This is a genomic window from Fuerstiella sp. (assembly GCA_022447225.1).
Lineage (GTDB): Bacteria > Planctomycetota > Planctomycetia > Planctomycetales > Planctomycetaceae > S139-18.
Genome location: JAKVAZ010000001.1, coordinates 1 through 16017, shown reverse-complemented (window position 1 = coordinate 16017; position 16017 = coordinate 1). Strand labels below are relative to the sequence as shown.

The window sequence follows — 16017 nt, the reverse complement described above, 5'->3', positions numbered from 1 at the left end:
CGGTCACTGTCGGTCTCCGGCCAGTTTCAACAACAGCTTGTTATCGGTAGACACCAGCGATATCATGGAAAATTCCGATTTTTTTTGATCGTTATCCGCCGGAGAATCTGCTGAGCGGCAGTGGCGGGTATTCGATGAAAATCGACTTGCCCGGTTGGTCTTCAAACGGGGACTTTGCTCTCCCGGGTTGCCGGAAATTTCTGATACGTCACCTGCTCGTTTCTTATACGGGAATCGATTTGTGGCACATTGCAGATCTGCCGGTCCCGGGAATTTCTGTCCGTTGATCGTCTGCCGGGTTTGCTGCATCAAGTCAACCGGGTGTACCTGGTTGACGACAACCCTAAAGTACCATTCGACCATCACAGAAGATCCGGGCAGTGTTGATTCTGTGATCAAACATCCCTGAACCACAAAGTAAGTTTAAATCGGTGTTTGAAGGAATCACAGCAGGGCTGACAGACGCGTTTTCGGCTTTCCGCGGTACCGGAAAGATTACCGAATCCAACATCCGTGATGGCATGAAGCAGGTCCGACAGGCTCTGCTGGAAGCCGACGTTGCCTACGATATTGCCCAGGATTTTGTGCAGCGGATGACCGCCCAGGCTGTCGGAGAGGAGGTCCTCAAGGCCCTGCGCCCTGACGAACAGGTTGTGGGAATCGTCCATCAGGGACTGATCGACCTGATGGGCCCGGTGGATCATTCTCTGGCAATCAAGCGCAGTGGTGTCAGCGTCATCATGATGTGCGGGTTGCAGGGAAGCGGGAAAACCACGACCTGCGGCAAGCTGGCCAGGATGCTCAAAGAAAGCGATCAGCCGCCGATGCTGGTTGCCGCAGACCTTCAGCGTCCGGCTGCGATCGAACAATTGAAGGTGATTGGAGAACAGGTTGGCTGTGCGGTGTATGCCGAAGATCCGGCCAAAAGCGATCCCATCCAGGTTTGCCGCAACGGGGTTAAAGAAGCGAAGCGGCAGGGACTGAAAGTTGTCATTCTGGATACGGCCGGCCGACTGGGGATCGACGAGGAGCTGATGAAGGAGCTGCAGCGGATTGATTCGCGTGTCGGTCCGGATCAGTGTTTGTTCGTTTGCGACGCCATGACCGGTCAGGACGCTGTGAACAGCGCCAATGCATTCAATGAGGCTCTGGAATTAGACGGTGTCATTCTCACCAAGCTCGACGGGGATACCCGAGGCGGCGCGGCACTGAGCGTCAAAGCGGTGACTGGTGTGCCCATCAAATATGTGGGCGTGGGGGAACAGCTGGATCGACTGGAAGAATTCCACCCTGACCGGATGGCCGGTCGGATTCTGGGCATGGGCGATGTGTTGTCCCTGGTCGAGAAGGCTCAGCGGGAATTTGATGAAGAAGAGATGCTTGCCCAGCAGCAAAAGATGCAGGAGGGCAAGTTCACTCTGGATGACTTCCGTAAGCAGATGGGCCAGATCAAAAAGCTGGGCACTATGGGGGAAGTCATGAAAATGATTCCCGGCATGGGCAAGATGGTCGATCAGATGGGAGATATGAACCCGGAAGACGACATGCGGAGGATTGAAGGGATTATCAATTCGATGACACTGGACGAGCGCAGTAATCCTGACAGGATTGACCGCAGCCGTCGCCATCGTATTGCGGACGGAAGCGGAGTTGAGGCGTCGGACGTGAACAAGCTGCTTAAGGACTTTCAGTCCATGAGCAAGCTGATGCAGGATATGTCCGGCATGGGGTTACGGGACCGCATGAAGGCTGTCAAACAGCTGACTGATCAGGGCATGATGGATCCGAACGCAGACCTGCGGGAAAGGAAGACCCGCAGCAAACGCGGGCCATTGGATGCTGTTGCTGCCAGAGAAAAGAAGAAAAATAAGCGGAAAGACGCGAAAAGGGCGAAAAAACGTAACCGAAGAAGGTAAAACGACGGACCCTTTCGGAATTGGACCGGTGTTTGGACGATTTTTTACCGGGGTTGGTCACAGGCCCCGCAGAGACATAACGGACGTCAGTGACGTCCGGCAGGGTCAACGAAACACAAACTGAAAGACATGCGGCATCGTCGCGCGATCCACGGGAGAAACAATGTCAGTTCGAATACGTATGAAGCGGCTGGGCAGAAAGCACCGGCCTTTTTACCGCGTTTGCATTATGGATCAGCGCAAACCACGCGACGGCAAAGCCATAGAAGAAGTTGGTTTTTACGACACTTCCATTCCGGATAAGTCACAGCGCATCAACCTGAAAATGGATCGCATCGATTATTGGCTTTCGGTTGGTGCTCAGCCATCTGAGAAGGTCAATGCGCTGATCAGAAAAGTCAAAAAAGGAACATTTGGTGAGGCTGCGGCGCCGCCACCGATGACGGCACCGAAAGCGCCGGAGCCGGAGGCAGCGGGCGAGCAGGCTGAGTCCGCGGATCAGGCAGCAGAAGAAACGACCGAAGCGGCAGAGTGATTTCTGTTTGTTTTGGTCTCAGCAGTGCCGGGACATGGTTATGCGTTTCGACGTGCTGACGCTGTTTCCTGAAATTTTCCCGGGCTATCTCGGGCAGAGTATTCTGAAGCTGGCAATTGAACGTGGACTGGTACAGGTCCGAACTCATGATTTTCGAGCGTTTGCGTCCGGTCGGCATGCTCAGGTGGATGACAAAACGTATGGTGGAGGTCCGGGAATGCTGCTGATGTGTGAGCCGATTTTCGACTGTGTCGAATCGGTGCAGGCGTCAGCCGAAAAACCTGGACGGTTGATTATGATGAGTCCGCAGGGGCGTACTCTTGACCAGTCGCTGGTTGAAGAACTGGCCACCGAGCAGCGACTGGTCATCCTTTGCGGTCGCTATGAAGGGTTTGACGAACGAATCCGGGAAGGGTTGCAGCCCACGGAAATTTCGGCTGGTGATTTCATCTGTAACGGTGGTGAAGTTCCGGCCATGTTGCTGATTGATACCGTCATCCGTCTGATTCCGGACGTATTGGGCGATGAGACCAGCAGTCGATATGATACATTTAGTAACGCAGGGTTGTTGGAATATCCGCAATACACCAGACCTCGGGAATTTCGGGGGATGGCAGTTCCTGAGGTCTTATTGAGTGGTGACCATCAGGCCATTGCGGCCTGGCGACATGAGCAAAGTGTGAAACGGACGGCCGAACGTCGAGCAGATCTGCTCGACAAATCGCAGGCTACAAAGAAAACGGTTCAACCGGGGAGTTCCTGAGATGCGAAATAAACTGCTGGACATTGCTGAACAGTCGAGTCTGCGCGACGAACCTCTTAATTTTGCAATTGGTGACACACTGGATGTCCACACACGAATTTTGGAAGGCAGTAAAGAACGCGTCCAGATCTTCAGTGGTGTTGTGATTGCCAGGCGAGGCCAAGGCACAGGTGAAACATTTACCGTTCGACGAATTGTTGCCGGTGAAGGTGTTGAGCGAACCTTTCCGGTTAACACGCCGAAGATTGCCAAAATCGAAATCAAACGACACGGTCGTGTGCGCCGCGCCAAACTGTTTTACCTGCGTGAACGAACCGGTAAGGCGACTCGCCTGCGTGAACGCAAAGCCAAATCGTGGGAAGTGGATCCCAATGCCAAAAAGTAGGCTGCGGTCGAATAACTGACGTTGCTGACAGTGTGCAGCAGCACCAACGGTCGAGACGCTTTTCTGATCGGCCGTCGCACGATGTTTTGTATCCGGGTATCATTGTGGGTATGAACCGGCTGCTCCGTTTCACAATTCTTCCGGCACTGTGTTTTTTCGGTACTGTTTTCAGTGCAGACGATGCCGCGATTATGTTCTCCAGGCCGGACATGGCGGATGTCCGTTCGGAGCTGATGCAGTGGATCGCTCGTTCAGACGCCGATCCTCAGGTCCGTGAAACCGTGATCGCCGACTGGACGGATGATGGTCAGCTGGCCCGTCTGAGTGATGAGGATTTGCTTGACCTGCTTGTTGAATCATTCGCCGCCGCTGATGTGTCGACTCAACGACTGCTGGAATCCTCGGCGGGTGCCGGTCCTCTTGAGCAGATCATCTACGACGGCATCCGTGATCTTGACATCTACCACAACCATATCGAGCTTTTTCGTGCCCGCTGGATGACTCAGCATCGTCTGTTCGACGAAGCCCTGGAGATCTACGACAGGATTTTACCCGATCGTGTTGTCGATCCGGCCGGAATGTTTTTCTATCGTGCTGTCTGTCAAAGTGAATTGTTCAGGCGTGAGGCGGCTCTGGACAGTCTGAGCCTGCTGCTGAATCACACCCTTCAGGTTCCGCCCCGTTTTCGCACCGTGGCCATGATCCTGCAGAAGGAACTTAGTGGTCGCAGCGCTGACGACCTGGGGCACGTGGCGCGTCTAATGGCCGATGTTAAACGTCAACTGGACCTGGGGCGATCGGGAGAACGGGTTCAGGAACGTCAGGTTGAGGTGATTGATGCGATCGATCACCTGCTGGAAGAAGCGGAAAACAAACAGAACAACGATCAGCAGCAGGGCCAGGGACAAAACGGGCAGCAGACGCCGAATCAGCCGTCTTCGGGCAGAGCCGCTCCCAACAGCAGAATCCATGGTTCACCAGGCAAAGGCGAAGCAGATTCCCGCGAGCTCAAAGAAACCGGCAGCTGGGGCATGCTTGATCGTCGCAGGGAAGTCAAAGCCCGCGAACTGATCCGTCAGCAGTTTCCGGCGAATTACCTTGACATCATCAGTAAATACAGCCAACGCATTGCTGAGGAAAACTAGCATGTGATTCAGCGTTTTTTGTTCAGGAATTATCCCGAGTTTGGGGTAACGGTGCCGATCGTCTGGAATACCGGATGACACCCCGGTATTTTTCGGCGAATGAACTACGCGGAATTTGATATTCCCGGCAACGCACTCCAGGGCGTGGTCACGGTTGGCAATTTTGATGGTGTCCACCGCGGCCACCAGCAGATGCTGCAGACCCTGCGCAGGACGGCCGCAAAGCATTCTGCTCCGGCAGTTGTTGTCACGTTCGATCCGCACCCGCTGAGTCTGCTGAGGCCGGACTCCCCGCTTCCCCGCCTGACAACAATCGAACGCAGGTCAGCTCTGCTGAAAGAATACGGGGCTGACGAAGTGGTCGTTCTGCCCGTAACCAATGCTCTTCTTCAAATGACGCCGGAGGAGTTTTTTGACCAGGTGCTGGTGGAGCGTTTTGCAGCGGCAGGAGTGGTTGAAGGTCCAAATTTTCGTTTCGGCCGCGATCGCGCCGGCGATATTCACAGCCTGGCGAAACTCTGCCAACGTGCCGGAATTGTATTTCATGAGATTTCGCCGGTGCAGAATGAAGGGCGTCTGGTTTCGTCAAGCCGCATTCGCACATTGCTGAGCCAGGGACGCGCCGGTGATGCGGTGGCGATGACGGGGCATGCTCACCGAATTTCAGGCGTTGTTTCCTGCGGAGCAGGGCGAGGAAAACAGCTGGGATTTCCGACGGCTAATCTGGACGGTATCCCCACCATGCTCCCGGCCAGCGGAGTTTATGCAGGAACAGTCTGTGTCGGGGACCAGCGATATTCCGCAGCACTCAGTATTGGTCCCAATCCCACATTTGCAGACAACAACCTGAAAGTTGAATGCCATCTGCTGGATTTCAACGACGACCTTTACGACGACGGTCTGGAGATTGATCTTCTGAGCGAAATTCGACCACTCCGTTCTTTTGATTCGGTTGATCAACTTATCGCACAAATTGCTGCAGACGTTGAGCAATGCCGGATGCTGGTGGATCGACTTTCGAAGCCCGTTTACAAAATCTGTTCCAGCAGCGAATGGCAGCAGGCTGTGGCTAAAGGAGAGTTCAGTGGTTCGGAGGCGGACCTGGCCGACGGATTTATCCACTTCTCTACGGCAGACCAGCTTAGAGAAACGGCTGCCAGACATTTTTCCGGTCAGTCAAATCTGCTGCTGGTGGAAGTTGACCCCATTCGTCTTGGATCGGCGCTGAAATGGGAGTTGTCCCGGGGAGGCCGGCTGTTTCCTCATCTGTATGACTGCCTGCCCGTCGACGCGGCTGTTGGCACACAACCACTGCCGTGGATCAGCGGGACTCACAGGTTTCCCCGGGAAGTCGACTGAGAGACCCGCAACGCCTGACTTTTGCGGCAGCGGGCTGTTCTGCTTGTGAAAGATCCGCGCGCTGAGTGCGGCGACCGGCACCATGCCAGCCAGTCACCAGGGGTTTTCCCTGTTAACCGGCAGCAGCCCCAGCAGGCGAATGACCAGCACGGTCAGAATACACAGCCCGAGCAGGACAATCATGAGCGGTAACACGCAGCTGCCAATGACCGGGGACGGAGCCGCGTTCTGACACTTTGTAACAGGCTGCTGGTGATCGGGGTTTCAGGAATGATGACTTTGCCATTTGGTCAAATGGGATCAGCGAGTGCGGAGCGGTCCCTGCATTCCGTGAATGCCGGATATCCTGTAACAACAATGGGCTGACACGGTCGAATCAATTTGACCCTGCAGGTTTAGTATTTTGCCTGTAAACCCGCTTTGACTCCCGATGTTACCTGGATTTTCGTTAGCTGAACAGAAACGGCTTAGGGTGGGTCATAGCCGCCAGGGTGCCACGGATGACAGCGACTGATTCGACAAATCCCCTTCCAGCAACCGATCAGCAGTCCCTGTTTGCGGACAGCCAGCACAAAATATTCACTGCACGAAGGGTGAAATCGACACGTGCGGCCCAGCAGAGGACTCAGCAGCTTCTGATAACAGCGAATCAGCAGAATCACCATTGTGCCGGGTAATCTGAATACGAGCAGAACCAGGTTGATCCAGAAGCTGAGAATCGGAAGCCTGCTCTGCATTTTAGCGGGTATGATTCATGATTGGTGACGAACAAGGGGTCGGATGCATTCCGAACAAACGATATCAGTCAGATACGACCTTCGCAGGGCAGATGCCCTTTCCTGTTTCGGGATGCATCCTGCTGTGCCGACAAACAGGGACAGTCAGGATCCGGTCTGGCGGTCCGTCTGACAACCTCCTGCACGTTGTCAGGGCCATAATCCATCCCGAGGATTTTCGGGGGCGACTTCGTCCAGACGCTGCAGTAAATCCCTGGCTTCATCATTCAGCTCTTTGGGAACGGTCACTTTGATCACCACGAACTGGTCACCACGTTTTCCTGTGGTACGATTCATGACCCCTTTGCCGCGCAGCCGTAACCTGCCGCCGCTCGACGTGCCTGGCGGTACAGACAGAATCACAGTTCCTTCGGTCAGGGTTGGAACATCAATTTTTGCACCCAGTGCGGCTTCGGTCACAGAGACGGGTACATCCAGAATCAGGTTGAATCCGTCGCGACGAAAGTAGGGGTGCGGTGCCACTTCAACGGTGACAAGCACATCTCCGCGAGGGCCGCCCAACTGACCCGGATGACCCTGGCCGGCCAGACGAATCGACTTTCCGCTTTCCATGCCTGAAGGAATTCGGAAAGTCAGACGTTCCGCCTTGTCCCCGGTGCGAACCGTCAGTTCGTGCTCGCCGCCTTCCACTCCAACCAGAAACGCTACACGCACACTGGTTCGCAGGTCTTCACCTTTTCGTGCCTGCGGGCGTCCGCCAAACGGGCTGCCACCTGCCCCCCCAAAAACTCCACCGAGAATATCGTCAAGCGAAAATCCGCTCCCACCTCCGGGGTGGCCACCACCAAATCCACCAAACGGGCTGCCTCCGGTTGCTCCTTCCGGGACACGATTCCAGTTATGTCCGAACTGGTCGTATTTTTGACGTTTGTCAGAGTCTCCTAAAACTTCGTGAGCTTCGGTGATTTCAGCGAACTTTTGCTGTGAATCAGGATTTTCCGCGTTTGCATCAGGATGATATTTCCGGGCAAGCTTTTTGTAGGCTTTGCGGATTTCGTCGGCGGACGATGTTCGGGGAACCCCAAGAATTTCGTAGTAATCGCGCGATGACACCAATGCGGCCCGGGACAGAGTATGATGAACAGTCAGGGAGTTTGACGGACGGATTGTATCCGGGAATTCCGTCCGGTCACCGATCAATTCTCGTTCAGCCGGCTTTCGGAGTCCAGCGGTCAAACCCAGGAACGCTCGGTCGATGCCTCATGTCCATTGACAGGTTCTGATGCCGGAACCCCTCAGGTTTGCTCTGTTGGTATTGTTGACCAGGGGTGCCACAACCAGAAACGAGGAAGCGGCAGACAATTCTTCCGGCAGCGTTGCCACTTTCGGTGAATTTTGGGGAATGTTGATACGATTGTGTGTGTGGCAATGTTCTGACCTGAGTCAGAACGTCAACCGGTATTCCGGGATGAACTAAACACCGCGTCTGTCTCCAAACTGTTCCACATGCAGGCGTGGCGAAAACTGAAAACCGTTTGCGACGGCTGCGGCCTGAACCCAGCCGGACTGCGTCTTCAGTTCCTCCTGAGTGCGTGCCTGCGGCATCAGCCACACCTGACCGGCTGCAACTTCCGGGAACTCTGTCAGATAGTCGTGGACATCCGTCACATCAGTCTCGTGGTTAATCACAAACTTGAGAACACAGTTGTATTGATCCAGCAGTGAGCGGATGACAGACGGCTGATGTCGCGTCTGTTCATGGTGTTTTCTCCAGTGTGGGTCCTGGGGAGCCGAATTTGGCCGCTTGGGACTGATGGCCATCAGATCACATTCCACGGACCGATCGACCGTCGCCGCAGTTTCAATGGTGACGGTTCGGTTCAGCTTCTGACAGATCACCGTGAGTTCCGTCAACTGGGCTGCCAGCATGGGTTCCCCGCCGGTGATGACCACGTGTTCGGCCGAACATTTCTGAATAGTTGCGGTCAGCTCATCAAGTGTGCGCTGGTTGCCTTCGGGATGCCAGGACGTGTACGGGGTGTCGCAGTACCAGCAGCGCAGATTGCAGCCGGATGTTCGGATAAACAAAGATCGGGTCCCGGCCCACGGCCCCTCGCCCTGAAACGATTCGTATGTCTCGGCAATGAACATCAATTTTGGTACCCGTGCCGCTTTCGGCCCGGCTGGCCATTCATGAGCATGTCACTGGTCGTTCTTGCGCTGGTATTGGATTGGGTCGGTGACACCGGCTTCGCGGAAACCCTTCAGGCGTAAGCGACACGAATCACACACACCGCAGCTGACACCGTTTGCATTCGGATCGTAGCAGCTGTGGGTCAGACCGTAGTCGACACCCAGCTGCAGACCACGCTGAATGATCTGTGACTTCGTCAGGGACACAAGAGGTGTGTGTACTGTAATTTGCGTTCCTTCCACTCCCACCTTTGTACCCAGGTTTGCTGTCGTCTCAAACGCTGAAATGAATTCGGGTCGACAGTCGGGATAGCCACTGTAGTCGACGGCGTTCACTCCGATATAAATGTCGGCGGCGACGATGGATTCTGCCAGTCCAAGCGCCACAGCCAGGAAGATCGTGTTGCGAGCCGGAACATACGTTACGGGAATCCCGGTACTGATTTCCGCATCCGAGCGCTGATGCGGTACCGGAATATCGCTGGTGAGTGCTGACCCGCGAAAAATCCGGGCATCAAGCGGAAACACCACATGGCTGGCCACAGATTCGGCCTGACACACACGGGCGGCTGATTCCAGCTCGAAGCGGTGCCGCTGACCGTAGTCCAGTGAAAGGGCATGCAGTTCGCAACCGGTTTTCCGAGCTATCGCCAGCACGGTGGCAGAATCAAGGCCACCGCTTACCAGAACCACAGCTTTATTGGGAGTCGGCATCTGAGACCAATTCGTCGTTCGTGAAACGACCCGCCCGGCAGGGGCCAGTTTTTCGGCGATGAAAGGATGAAGTTCGCGTGACTCCAACATTGCCCGTTTCGGTGTTGCGTGAGGACAATGGCGACAGGCAGGGAGTTCCGGACACCCACCGGCGGCCTGAGCGCGAACATTTGTGTTTTCGGTGTGTCAGTCTGACGCTAGGATGGGCCGGATGCCGCTGCACACTGACTTTATCCTCAGATTCTCCTGCAATTCAAAGGCCAAGGACTGTTGGGCGATCCCAAACGCGAAGAACTCAAAGTTGCCAACCAAAAGGCGGTCCTGACCGGCGTGTTCAGTCCGGGCAACTGTTGGTCAAAACACGATGCACTGAATGAGCTCAGAGGACTCGCCTCCACCGCCGGGGTGGAGGTCGTAGGGGAAATTGTTCAGTTTCGGGACACGCCCCACCCGGCTCACTGCCTTGGTACAGGTAAACTTGAAGAACTCAGGCTTCTGGTTGCTGCGACCGATGCGGAACTGGTTGTTGTGGACAACAACCTGACACCGTCCCAGGGACGTACGCTCGAACAGGAAATCAACAAACCGATCGTTGATCGCAGTGAAGTGATTCTGGACATCTTTGCCACACACGCCCGGACTCACGAAGCCATGCTGCAGGTCGAATTGGCGCAGTTGATGTACTTTCGTACTCGTCTGAAACGCATGTGGACTCATCTTGAACGAATTACCGGTGGTATCGGTGCAGGGCGTGGCCCCGGAGAAAAGCAGCTGGAAACAGACCGCCGTCTGATTGACCGACGTATCTCAGAACTGAAGCGACGACTGGCAGGTGTTGAGCAGCGGCGCGAACGCACTGTGTCCGGTCGCCGTGAACACCCCACTGTTTCACTTGTCGGCTATACCAATGCCGGGAAGAGCACGCTGATGAGGCGACTGACAGGGGCTGATGTGCTTGTACAGGATAAATTGTTTGCAACTCTGGATACGCGCACACGCCGCTGGGCTGTTCCCGGATACGGTGAGGCCCTGCTCAGCGACACCGTGGGATTTGTCCGCAATCTGCCGCACCATTTGGTTGCTTCATTTCGATCGACGCTTGAGGAAGCCCGTCACGCTGACCTGCTGCTGCATATCGTCGATGCCGGCCACCCCGAAGCTGAGCAGCAGATTCAAACCTGTTACGAGGTCCTCGAGGAAATCGGTGTTGACTGTACCAATGTGCTGCTGATCCTGAATAAAGTGGACCAGGTAACTGATCAGTCATTGATTGCGGTACTGCGTCGGCACTACGAAGACACTGTGACGATCAGTGCTGCCACCGGGGTTGGAATTGACCGGCTGAATCATGTCGTGGCTGAACGGTTGTCGGGGGGGTATGTCACGGCAGAGATTGAAACGGGTACGGGAAACGGCCGGCTGTTTGCCTGGCTGAAACAGCACGCCGAAGAGCTTAAACGTACGTACACCGATTCGACTGCCCGGCGTGTCATCATCACCTGCCGTCTTCCCCGCCGGTTTACCACGTCCATCGATGACCCCGATACAACGGTTGTGGTGGTTTCTGACGAAGCGGTTGACAATCTGACCGGCAGCGGGGGAGCGTAAAACCGGCCAGGCAGATTTCGAATACGTTGTGCTAATCGGCACTGATGCCGATCATGTCCGGTGTTACGACTGTTCGAAAACCGGTATGAAAGACTCCCGTATCTTCTTCGCCCTTCATTCGGGATGCGACCCGGTATCCGACGCAGTACTGCTCGCTGCACATAAAGGACCCTCCGCGCTGCACGCGTTTGATCAGGTCGGGTTCCAGAGGATCCCAGCTGTTGTCGGGACCCGATGGATTATGAACGGTACTTGTGAGATAGGAATCAGGGCGGTAATAGTCCGAACACCATTCCCACACGTTTCCCGACATATCATACAGTCCGTAATCATTAGACTCGTAGGATCCAACCGGAGCCGTTCCTGTGTGTCCGTCTTTACCCGTGTCTTCTACCGGGAATTCTCCCTGCCAGATGTTCTGCAGCCATTTACCGTTTGGCTGACGGACGTTTCCCCAGGGATAGATGCGGCCATGATGGCCACCTCGTGCGGCGTATTCCCACTGGGCTTCTGTCGGCAATGTTCGTTCGGCCCATCGGCAGTACTCCTGGACATCCAGCCAGCTGACATGGACGACCGGATGATCCATGCGGTCCGTGATACCGGATTCCGGACCTTCCGGGTGTTTCCAGCTGGCGCCCGGAACGTACTGCCACCAGCTGTATGCTCCTCGAGCGTCAATTTCGTTGCGACTGGCGATCGGGAGGCTGCAAATCGAACCAGGCTGATTCATTTCTTCCAGGATGGCCAGCTGATCCAGGTTTGAGCCTTTTTTCACACTCCTGAGTTCCGGCTTTCTTTCCGGCAAAGTGACATATCCGGTCGCATCGACAAATTTCCGGAACCGGGCATTTGTGACTTCCAGTGCGTCCATCCAGAATCCATCGAGGACCAGTGCATGGCGCGGGGCTTCATCCGGAGGTCCGTGACGACTTCCCATCACGAAAGTACCGCCAGGAACCCAAACCATGCCGGCAAGGTGTTCCCTGTCTGCGGTGGAAAGCTGAGGTTCCTCAATGATCAGTGACGACTGAATCTGCTTAGGAATCCCATCGAGCAGCGAACGTGTTTCGGCATCCTGTTCCTGCTGACTGATACGTGCTTCGGGATTCGGCGGACTGTAAGGCAAACGACCGGTTGAGTCAGAATCAACCTGCGCTGTTATCTCTGCGGTCTTTACCGGCGGATTCAGATTCACGTGATCATTGCGCGGGAACAGCAGCACGGCACACAGTGCTGCGGCCGAGGTTGCAAAAATCAAAACAGCAGCGACGGGATTTTTCAAAACGCTTTCCCGTTTCAGAAATTACCGAACATCCCGGTCGGAAGGCTGCGGTGTTCCTGATCTCTTCGTGTTGACAGCCGGAACCCCCAGACGTCCTGTAATCAGGTACGAGTGAATCACATCGGTTGACATATTACCGGAACGAGCCTTAATTCTATCCTTCCGCAGGATGGGGAAGCAACGATTTGACCCGGGACACTCCATTGAGGACGTCCGGCTCACGATGACCACCGTACGTTCGTTCCACACAAACCCAGCCGGCATAATCCGCCTCAACGAGTGTCGGCAGAAACTCTTCCCAATCGACAATCCCATCTCCCAAAGCCGTTTCTGTTCCGGTGACGTCTGAATTCCGACGTCCGTCCCGAGCCCGGATGTCGCCCACGTTTTTGTAAAGTTTGCGATAGGTATCGACTACCGACACGCCTGTAAAAACGGCCACTGCCGGGTCAAAAACAATCTGCAGGGGACCGGTTGTCACGGCTGCCGTCAGTCGTTCAATCAGTGGTACGTCGTAGTTTGGCAGCTGCAGTGTTAAGGTGCAGCCGATATGATTTCCATAGCCTGCCAGGTCACCGGCCACCTGACACAGCGTACTGAATTCATCGTCAGCTGTGACTGTCTTTGGCGTTGTCGACGAATCTGTTGCCGGTGAGAACAGTTTTTCCACAGGGTGGACACTGGAATTGTCCGGTTCTGCAGCCGGCTGCATTGCCGACGGATCGGGAATGAGACCGCATGGCACGAACACGTGGGACGTCTTCAGGGGGAGGGCCAGATCCATTACGGAGCGAATCAGTGAAATTCGCTCTTCCAGGTATTCCGGATCCGCCAGACTGTGTCGAACCGGACAGCTGAGTCCTGCGACTTCCATTCGGTTTTCCCGCACGTATTGCCAGAGCTGTCTTAATCCTGACGAGGAGAAGTTCTCTGCGAGGATTTCATGACGCGCGTTTAATCGAATGCCGGAGACCTGGGCCTTTCCTGCGCGAGGAATTGACCGGCGAAGTGGTGTTCCGAAATCGGCCGTTGCCACGGCAAGTCGAAGTGACATGATCGTTTGACTATAAAACGAGAATCAACAGTCTAGGGTTCAGATAGAGAACACTGCACCCGGAAAACCGAACCCGGAAAACCGATAATGCCCGTTGTTTCTGAAGTTTGTCGATTTCTGGATCAAATGGCTCCGAAGGAGCTGGCTGAAGACTGGGATAACACCGGTCTGCTGGTCGGTCGGGCTGACGTCGACGTCAGCCGAATCCTGACCTGCCTCACACTGACGTCCGATGTTGCCAAAGAAGCTTTGAAACAGGGAGCCCAGTTGATTGTTTCGCACCACCCGGTGCTGTTTCGGGGTGCCAGGGCCATCTCCGACCAGACCAGTGAGGGCCGTTTGCTGCTGGAGCTGATTCAGGGGGCTGTGGCCGTTTACAGTGCTCATACCCGGTTCGACAGTGCGCAGTATGGCGTCAATCAGCAGTTGGCAGAAGGTTTTGGACTGCGGAGTGTTGTGCCGATCCGCCGCTCAGAATGCCTGCCGGAGATTGGCAGCGGGCGAGTCGGGCGGTTGTCCGGTCCCTGTCTGCTCAAGGATTTTCTTGATGTGGTTCGTGAGGTCTGTCAGGCGAAATACCTTGAATACTGCGGAGAAGAGGACGCAGTGGTGGAGCACGTTGCCGTAGCGTGCGGGGCTGCGGCCGAGTTTCTGGATGACGCGATAGCAGTGGGGTGTGATACCTTTGTGACCGGAGAAGCTCGTTTTCATTCTGCGTTGGCGGCGCGAGCGGCGGGCGTGAATCTGATAGTGACGGGGCACTATTCCAGTGAACGGCCGGCAATGGAATGGCTGGCTGACAAACTGCAGGCCTCATTTACCGGAGTGGATGTGCGAGCCAGCATCAATGAACAGGATCCGTTTCGTCTGAGCCATTGACAGTAGCCGTTCTATGACTTTTGAGCATCGTTCTGAATCCACTGTATTCGACTTGTCATTGGGCCGGGCGTTGTCTTTAGCGGTCAGGATTCGTTGCCCGTACTGCGGCAAGGGGCCGCTGTTTGCAGGACTGCTTCACATGCATGCGATCTGCTGTGAGTGCGGGACACGACTGGAGCGGGAACCGGGATATTTTCTGGGTTCTGCTTATATCAACTATGGAATCACCGCCGGATTTTCCTCTTTGACTTATGTGGTGCTGCATATTGGCCTGGGCTGTTCAAATCGAGTGGTGATACCGGGATTGATGGCATTTTGCCTGATTTTTCCCTTACTTTTTTTTCGCTACGCTCGTTCACTGTGGTTGTCGCTTGATTGTTTTTTTGATCCGGTGGGGGCTCAACAGGTCAGGTTGAGTTCGCAGCGGAAGGAAAGCCGTGACGAACTCCCAAATATCGGTCCCTGAGGCCTTGACAGGATCGAGTGGCTCGGTAGACTTTCCCGCCCGCCTGAATTCGGCCATCTCCATGCCTCGACGTAGTTTGCGTCAACGGGCGTGGGTGACACGGCCTTGGTTAGGCGCCGTTCTTTGACAATATGGTTGAGATCTGTGAGTCTGTGAGTTTTGGCTAACGATCTGCACTTGCCATCTTTTGACCGGGATGGCGAACAGGTATCACTCTTTTCATGCTAATCGCCGAGCGATGGAACAAAGGCTTTGTTCTTTGTCTTTTGCTTGGTAAGCATATTTTTGAAGGGTTTGATCCTGGCTCAGAATGAACGTTGGCGGCGTGGATTAGGCATGCAAGTCGAGCGAGAATTTGTTTTGATGAAGCTTCGGTGGATTCATTCAGAGGACAGCGGCAAACGGCGTAGTTATGCGTAGGTACGTACCCTCAGGTCGGGGATAGCCACGGGAAACTGTGGGTAATACCCGATGATGTCTGTGGACCAAAGGTGTGATTCCGCCCGAGGAGCGGCTTACGTGATATTAGCTTGATGGTGGGGTAATGGCCTACCATGGCGACGATGTCTAGGGGGTGTGAGAGCATGGCCCCCACGACCGGAACTGAGATACTGTCCGGACACCTACGGGTGGCTGCAGTCGAGAATCTTCCGCAATGGGCGAAAGCCTGACGGAGCGACGCCGCGTGCAGGATGAAGGCCCTTGGGTTGTAAACTGCTGTCAGAGGGGATGAAATCATGGTAGGTTATCCTTCCATGTTGACAGAGCCTCAAAGGAAGCACGGGCTAAGTACGTGCCAGCAGCCGCGGTAACACGTACTGTGCGAACGTTATTCGGAATCACTGGGCTTAAAGGGTGCGTAGGCGGTTTATCAAGTCAGATGTGAAATGCCTGAGCTTAACTGAGGCACTGCGTTTGAAACTGATAGACTTGAGTATTCCAGGGGTATGCGGAACTGCCAGTGGAGCGGTGAAATGC

At 54.9% G+C, this 16017-nt stretch carries 16 protein-coding genes and 1 rRNA gene; 10 read left to right on the top strand and 7 right to left on the bottom strand.

Features of this window, described 5'->3' with window-relative positions:
- Positions 1–3: 3 nt before the first annotated feature.
- Positions 4–363 (bottom strand): hypothetical protein, encoded by a 360-nt coding sequence (locus MK110_00085; protein ID MCH2209669.1) that lies wholly within the window; start codon positions 361–363, stop codon positions 4–6.
- Between the two features lie 68 nt (positions 364–431).
- Here MK110_00085 and ffh point away from each other — a divergent pair, with 68 nt between their 5' ends.
- From ffh to MK110_00055, 6 genes are all read left to right on the top strand, one after another.
- Positions 432–1916, top strand: coding sequence for a signal recognition particle protein (ffh, locus tag MK110_00080; protein MCH2209668.1), 1485 nt, complete (start codon positions 432–434; stop codon positions 1914–1916).
- Between the two features lie 229 nt (positions 1917–2145).
- Entirely contained in the window at positions 2146–2451 is a 306-nt protein-coding gene (gene rpsP / locus MK110_00075; protein ID MCH2209667.1) for a 30S ribosomal protein S16, read from the top strand.
- Between the two features lie 40 nt (positions 2452–2491).
- On the top strand, positions 2492–3214 hold the full coding sequence (gene trmD, locus MK110_00070; protein MCH2209666.1) for a tRNA (guanosine(37)-N1)-methyltransferase TrmD: 723 nt from the start codon (positions 2492–2494) through the stop codon (positions 3212–3214).
- A gap of 1 nt (position 3215) precedes the next feature.
- Positions 3216–3599: a 50S ribosomal protein L19 gene (gene rplS / locus MK110_00065; GenBank protein MCH2209665.1), complete on the top strand. Its 384-nt coding sequence runs from the start codon at positions 3216–3218 to the stop codon at positions 3597–3599.
- Positions 3600–3709: 110 nt separating this feature from the next.
- A complete protein-coding gene (locus MK110_00060) occupies positions 3710–4744 on the top strand; it encodes a hypothetical protein (protein ID MCH2209664.1) in 1035 nt (344 codons plus the stop codon).
- A 99-nt stretch (positions 4745–4843) separates the two neighbouring features.
- The gene (locus tag MK110_00055) at positions 4844–6103 is read left to right on the top strand and encodes a bifunctional riboflavin kinase/FAD synthetase (GenBank protein MCH2209663.1); all 1260 of its coding nucleotides are present in this window, start codon (positions 4844–4846) and stop codon (positions 6101–6103) included.
- Positions 6104–6570: 467 nt separating this feature from the next.
- On the opposite strand, the gene yidD is transcribed toward MK110_00055, so the two are convergent.
- The 4 genes from yidD to queC form a co-directional block, all read right to left on the bottom strand.
- Complete coding sequence (yidD, locus tag MK110_00050) at positions 6571–6840, bottom strand: membrane protein insertion efficiency factor YidD (GenBank protein ID MCH2209662.1); 270 nt, start codon at positions 6838–6840, stop codon at positions 6571–6573.
- A 189-nt stretch (positions 6841–7029) separates the two neighbouring features.
- Entirely contained in the window at positions 7030–7953 is a 924-nt protein-coding gene (locus MK110_00045) for a DnaJ domain-containing protein (protein MCH2209661.1), read from the bottom strand.
- Positions 7954–8313: 360 nt separating this feature from the next.
- Positions 8314–8991: a 7-carboxy-7-deazaguanine synthase QueE gene (locus MK110_00040; GenBank protein ID MCH2209660.1), complete on the bottom strand. Its 678-nt coding sequence runs from the start codon at positions 8989–8991 to the stop codon at positions 8314–8316.
- Between the two features lie 51 nt (positions 8992–9042).
- The gene (gene queC / locus MK110_00035) at positions 9043–9837 is read right to left on the bottom strand and encodes a 7-cyano-7-deazaguanine synthase QueC (GenBank protein MCH2209659.1); all 795 of its coding nucleotides are present in this window, start codon (positions 9835–9837) and stop codon (positions 9043–9045) included.
- Positions 9838–10017: 180 nt separating this feature from the next.
- Here queC and hflX point away from each other — a divergent pair, with 180 nt between their 5' ends.
- On the top strand, positions 10018–11355 hold the full coding sequence (gene hflX / locus MK110_00030; protein ID MCH2209658.1) for a GTPase HflX: 1338 nt from the start codon (positions 10018–10020) through the stop codon (positions 11353–11355).
- A gap of 31 nt (positions 11356–11386) precedes the next feature.
- On the opposite strand, the gene MK110_00025 is transcribed toward hflX, so the two are convergent.
- Positions 11387–12640: a formylglycine-generating enzyme family protein gene (locus MK110_00025; protein ID MCH2209657.1), complete on the bottom strand. Its 1254-nt coding sequence runs from the start codon at positions 12638–12640 to the stop codon at positions 11387–11389.
- A gap of 154 nt (positions 12641–12794) precedes the next feature.
- Entirely contained in the window at positions 12795–13694 is a 900-nt protein-coding gene (locus MK110_00020; GenBank protein MCH2209656.1) for a sugar phosphate isomerase/epimerase, read from the bottom strand.
- A gap of 87 nt (positions 13695–13781) precedes the next feature.
- Here MK110_00020 and MK110_00015 point away from each other — a divergent pair, with 87 nt between their 5' ends.
- From MK110_00015 to MK110_00005, 3 genes are all read left to right on the top strand, one after another.
- Positions 13782–14573, top strand: coding sequence for a Nif3-like dinuclear metal center hexameric protein (locus MK110_00015; GenBank protein MCH2209655.1), 792 nt, complete (start codon positions 13782–13784; stop codon positions 14571–14573).
- A 13-nt stretch (positions 14574–14586) separates the two neighbouring features.
- On the top strand, positions 14587–15039 hold the full coding sequence (locus tag MK110_00010) for a DUF983 domain-containing protein (GenBank protein MCH2209654.1): 453 nt from the start codon (positions 14587–14589) through the stop codon (positions 15037–15039).
- Between the two features lie 282 nt (positions 15040–15321).
- Positions 15322–16017, top strand: a 16S ribosomal RNA gene (locus MK110_00005); the annotation flags it as partial.

Excerpts from the sequence above, each read along its gene's own strand:
- MK110_00085 (MCH2209669.1), bottom strand. The coding sequence starts at position 363 with ATGGTCGAATGGTACTTTAGGGTTGTCGTCAACCAGGTACACCCGGTT.
- rpsP (MCH2209667.1), top strand. The coding sequence starts at position 2,146 with ATGGATCAGCGCAAACCACGCGACGGCAAAGCCATAGAAGAAGTTGGT.
- trmD (MCH2209666.1), top strand. The coding sequence starts at position 2,492 with ATGCGTTTCGACGTGCTGACGCTGTTTCCTGAAATTTTCCCGGGCTAT.
- rplS (MCH2209665.1), top strand. The coding sequence starts at position 3,216 with ATGCGAAATAAACTGCTGGACATTGCTGAACAGTCGAGTCTGCGCGAC.
- MK110_00060 (MCH2209664.1), top strand. The coding sequence starts at position 3,710 with ATGAACCGGCTGCTCCGTTTCACAATTCTTCCGGCACTGTGTTTTTTC.
- MK110_00055 (MCH2209663.1), top strand. The coding sequence starts at position 4,844 with ATGAACTACGCGGAATTTGATATTCCCGGCAACGCACTCCAGGGCGTG.
- yidD (MCH2209662.1), bottom strand. The coding sequence starts at position 6,840 with ATGCAGAGCAGGCTTCCGATTCTCAGCTTCTGGATCAACCTGGTTCTG.
- MK110_00040 (MCH2209660.1), bottom strand. The coding sequence starts at position 8,991 with ATGTTCATTGCCGAGACATACGAATCGTTTCAGGGCGAGGGGCCGTGG.
- queC (MCH2209659.1), bottom strand. The coding sequence starts at position 9,837 with ATGTTGGAGTCACGCGAACTTCATCCTTTCATCGCCGAAAAACTGGCC.
- MK110_00020 (MCH2209656.1), bottom strand. The coding sequence starts at position 13,694 with ATGTCACTTCGACTTGCCGTGGCAACGGCCGATTTCGGAACACCACTT.
- MK110_00015 (MCH2209655.1), top strand. The coding sequence starts at position 13,782 with ATGCCCGTTGTTTCTGAAGTTTGTCGATTTCTGGATCAAATGGCTCCG.
- MK110_00010 (MCH2209654.1), top strand. The coding sequence starts at position 14,587 with ATGACTTTTGAGCATCGTTCTGAATCCACTGTATTCGACTTGTCATTG.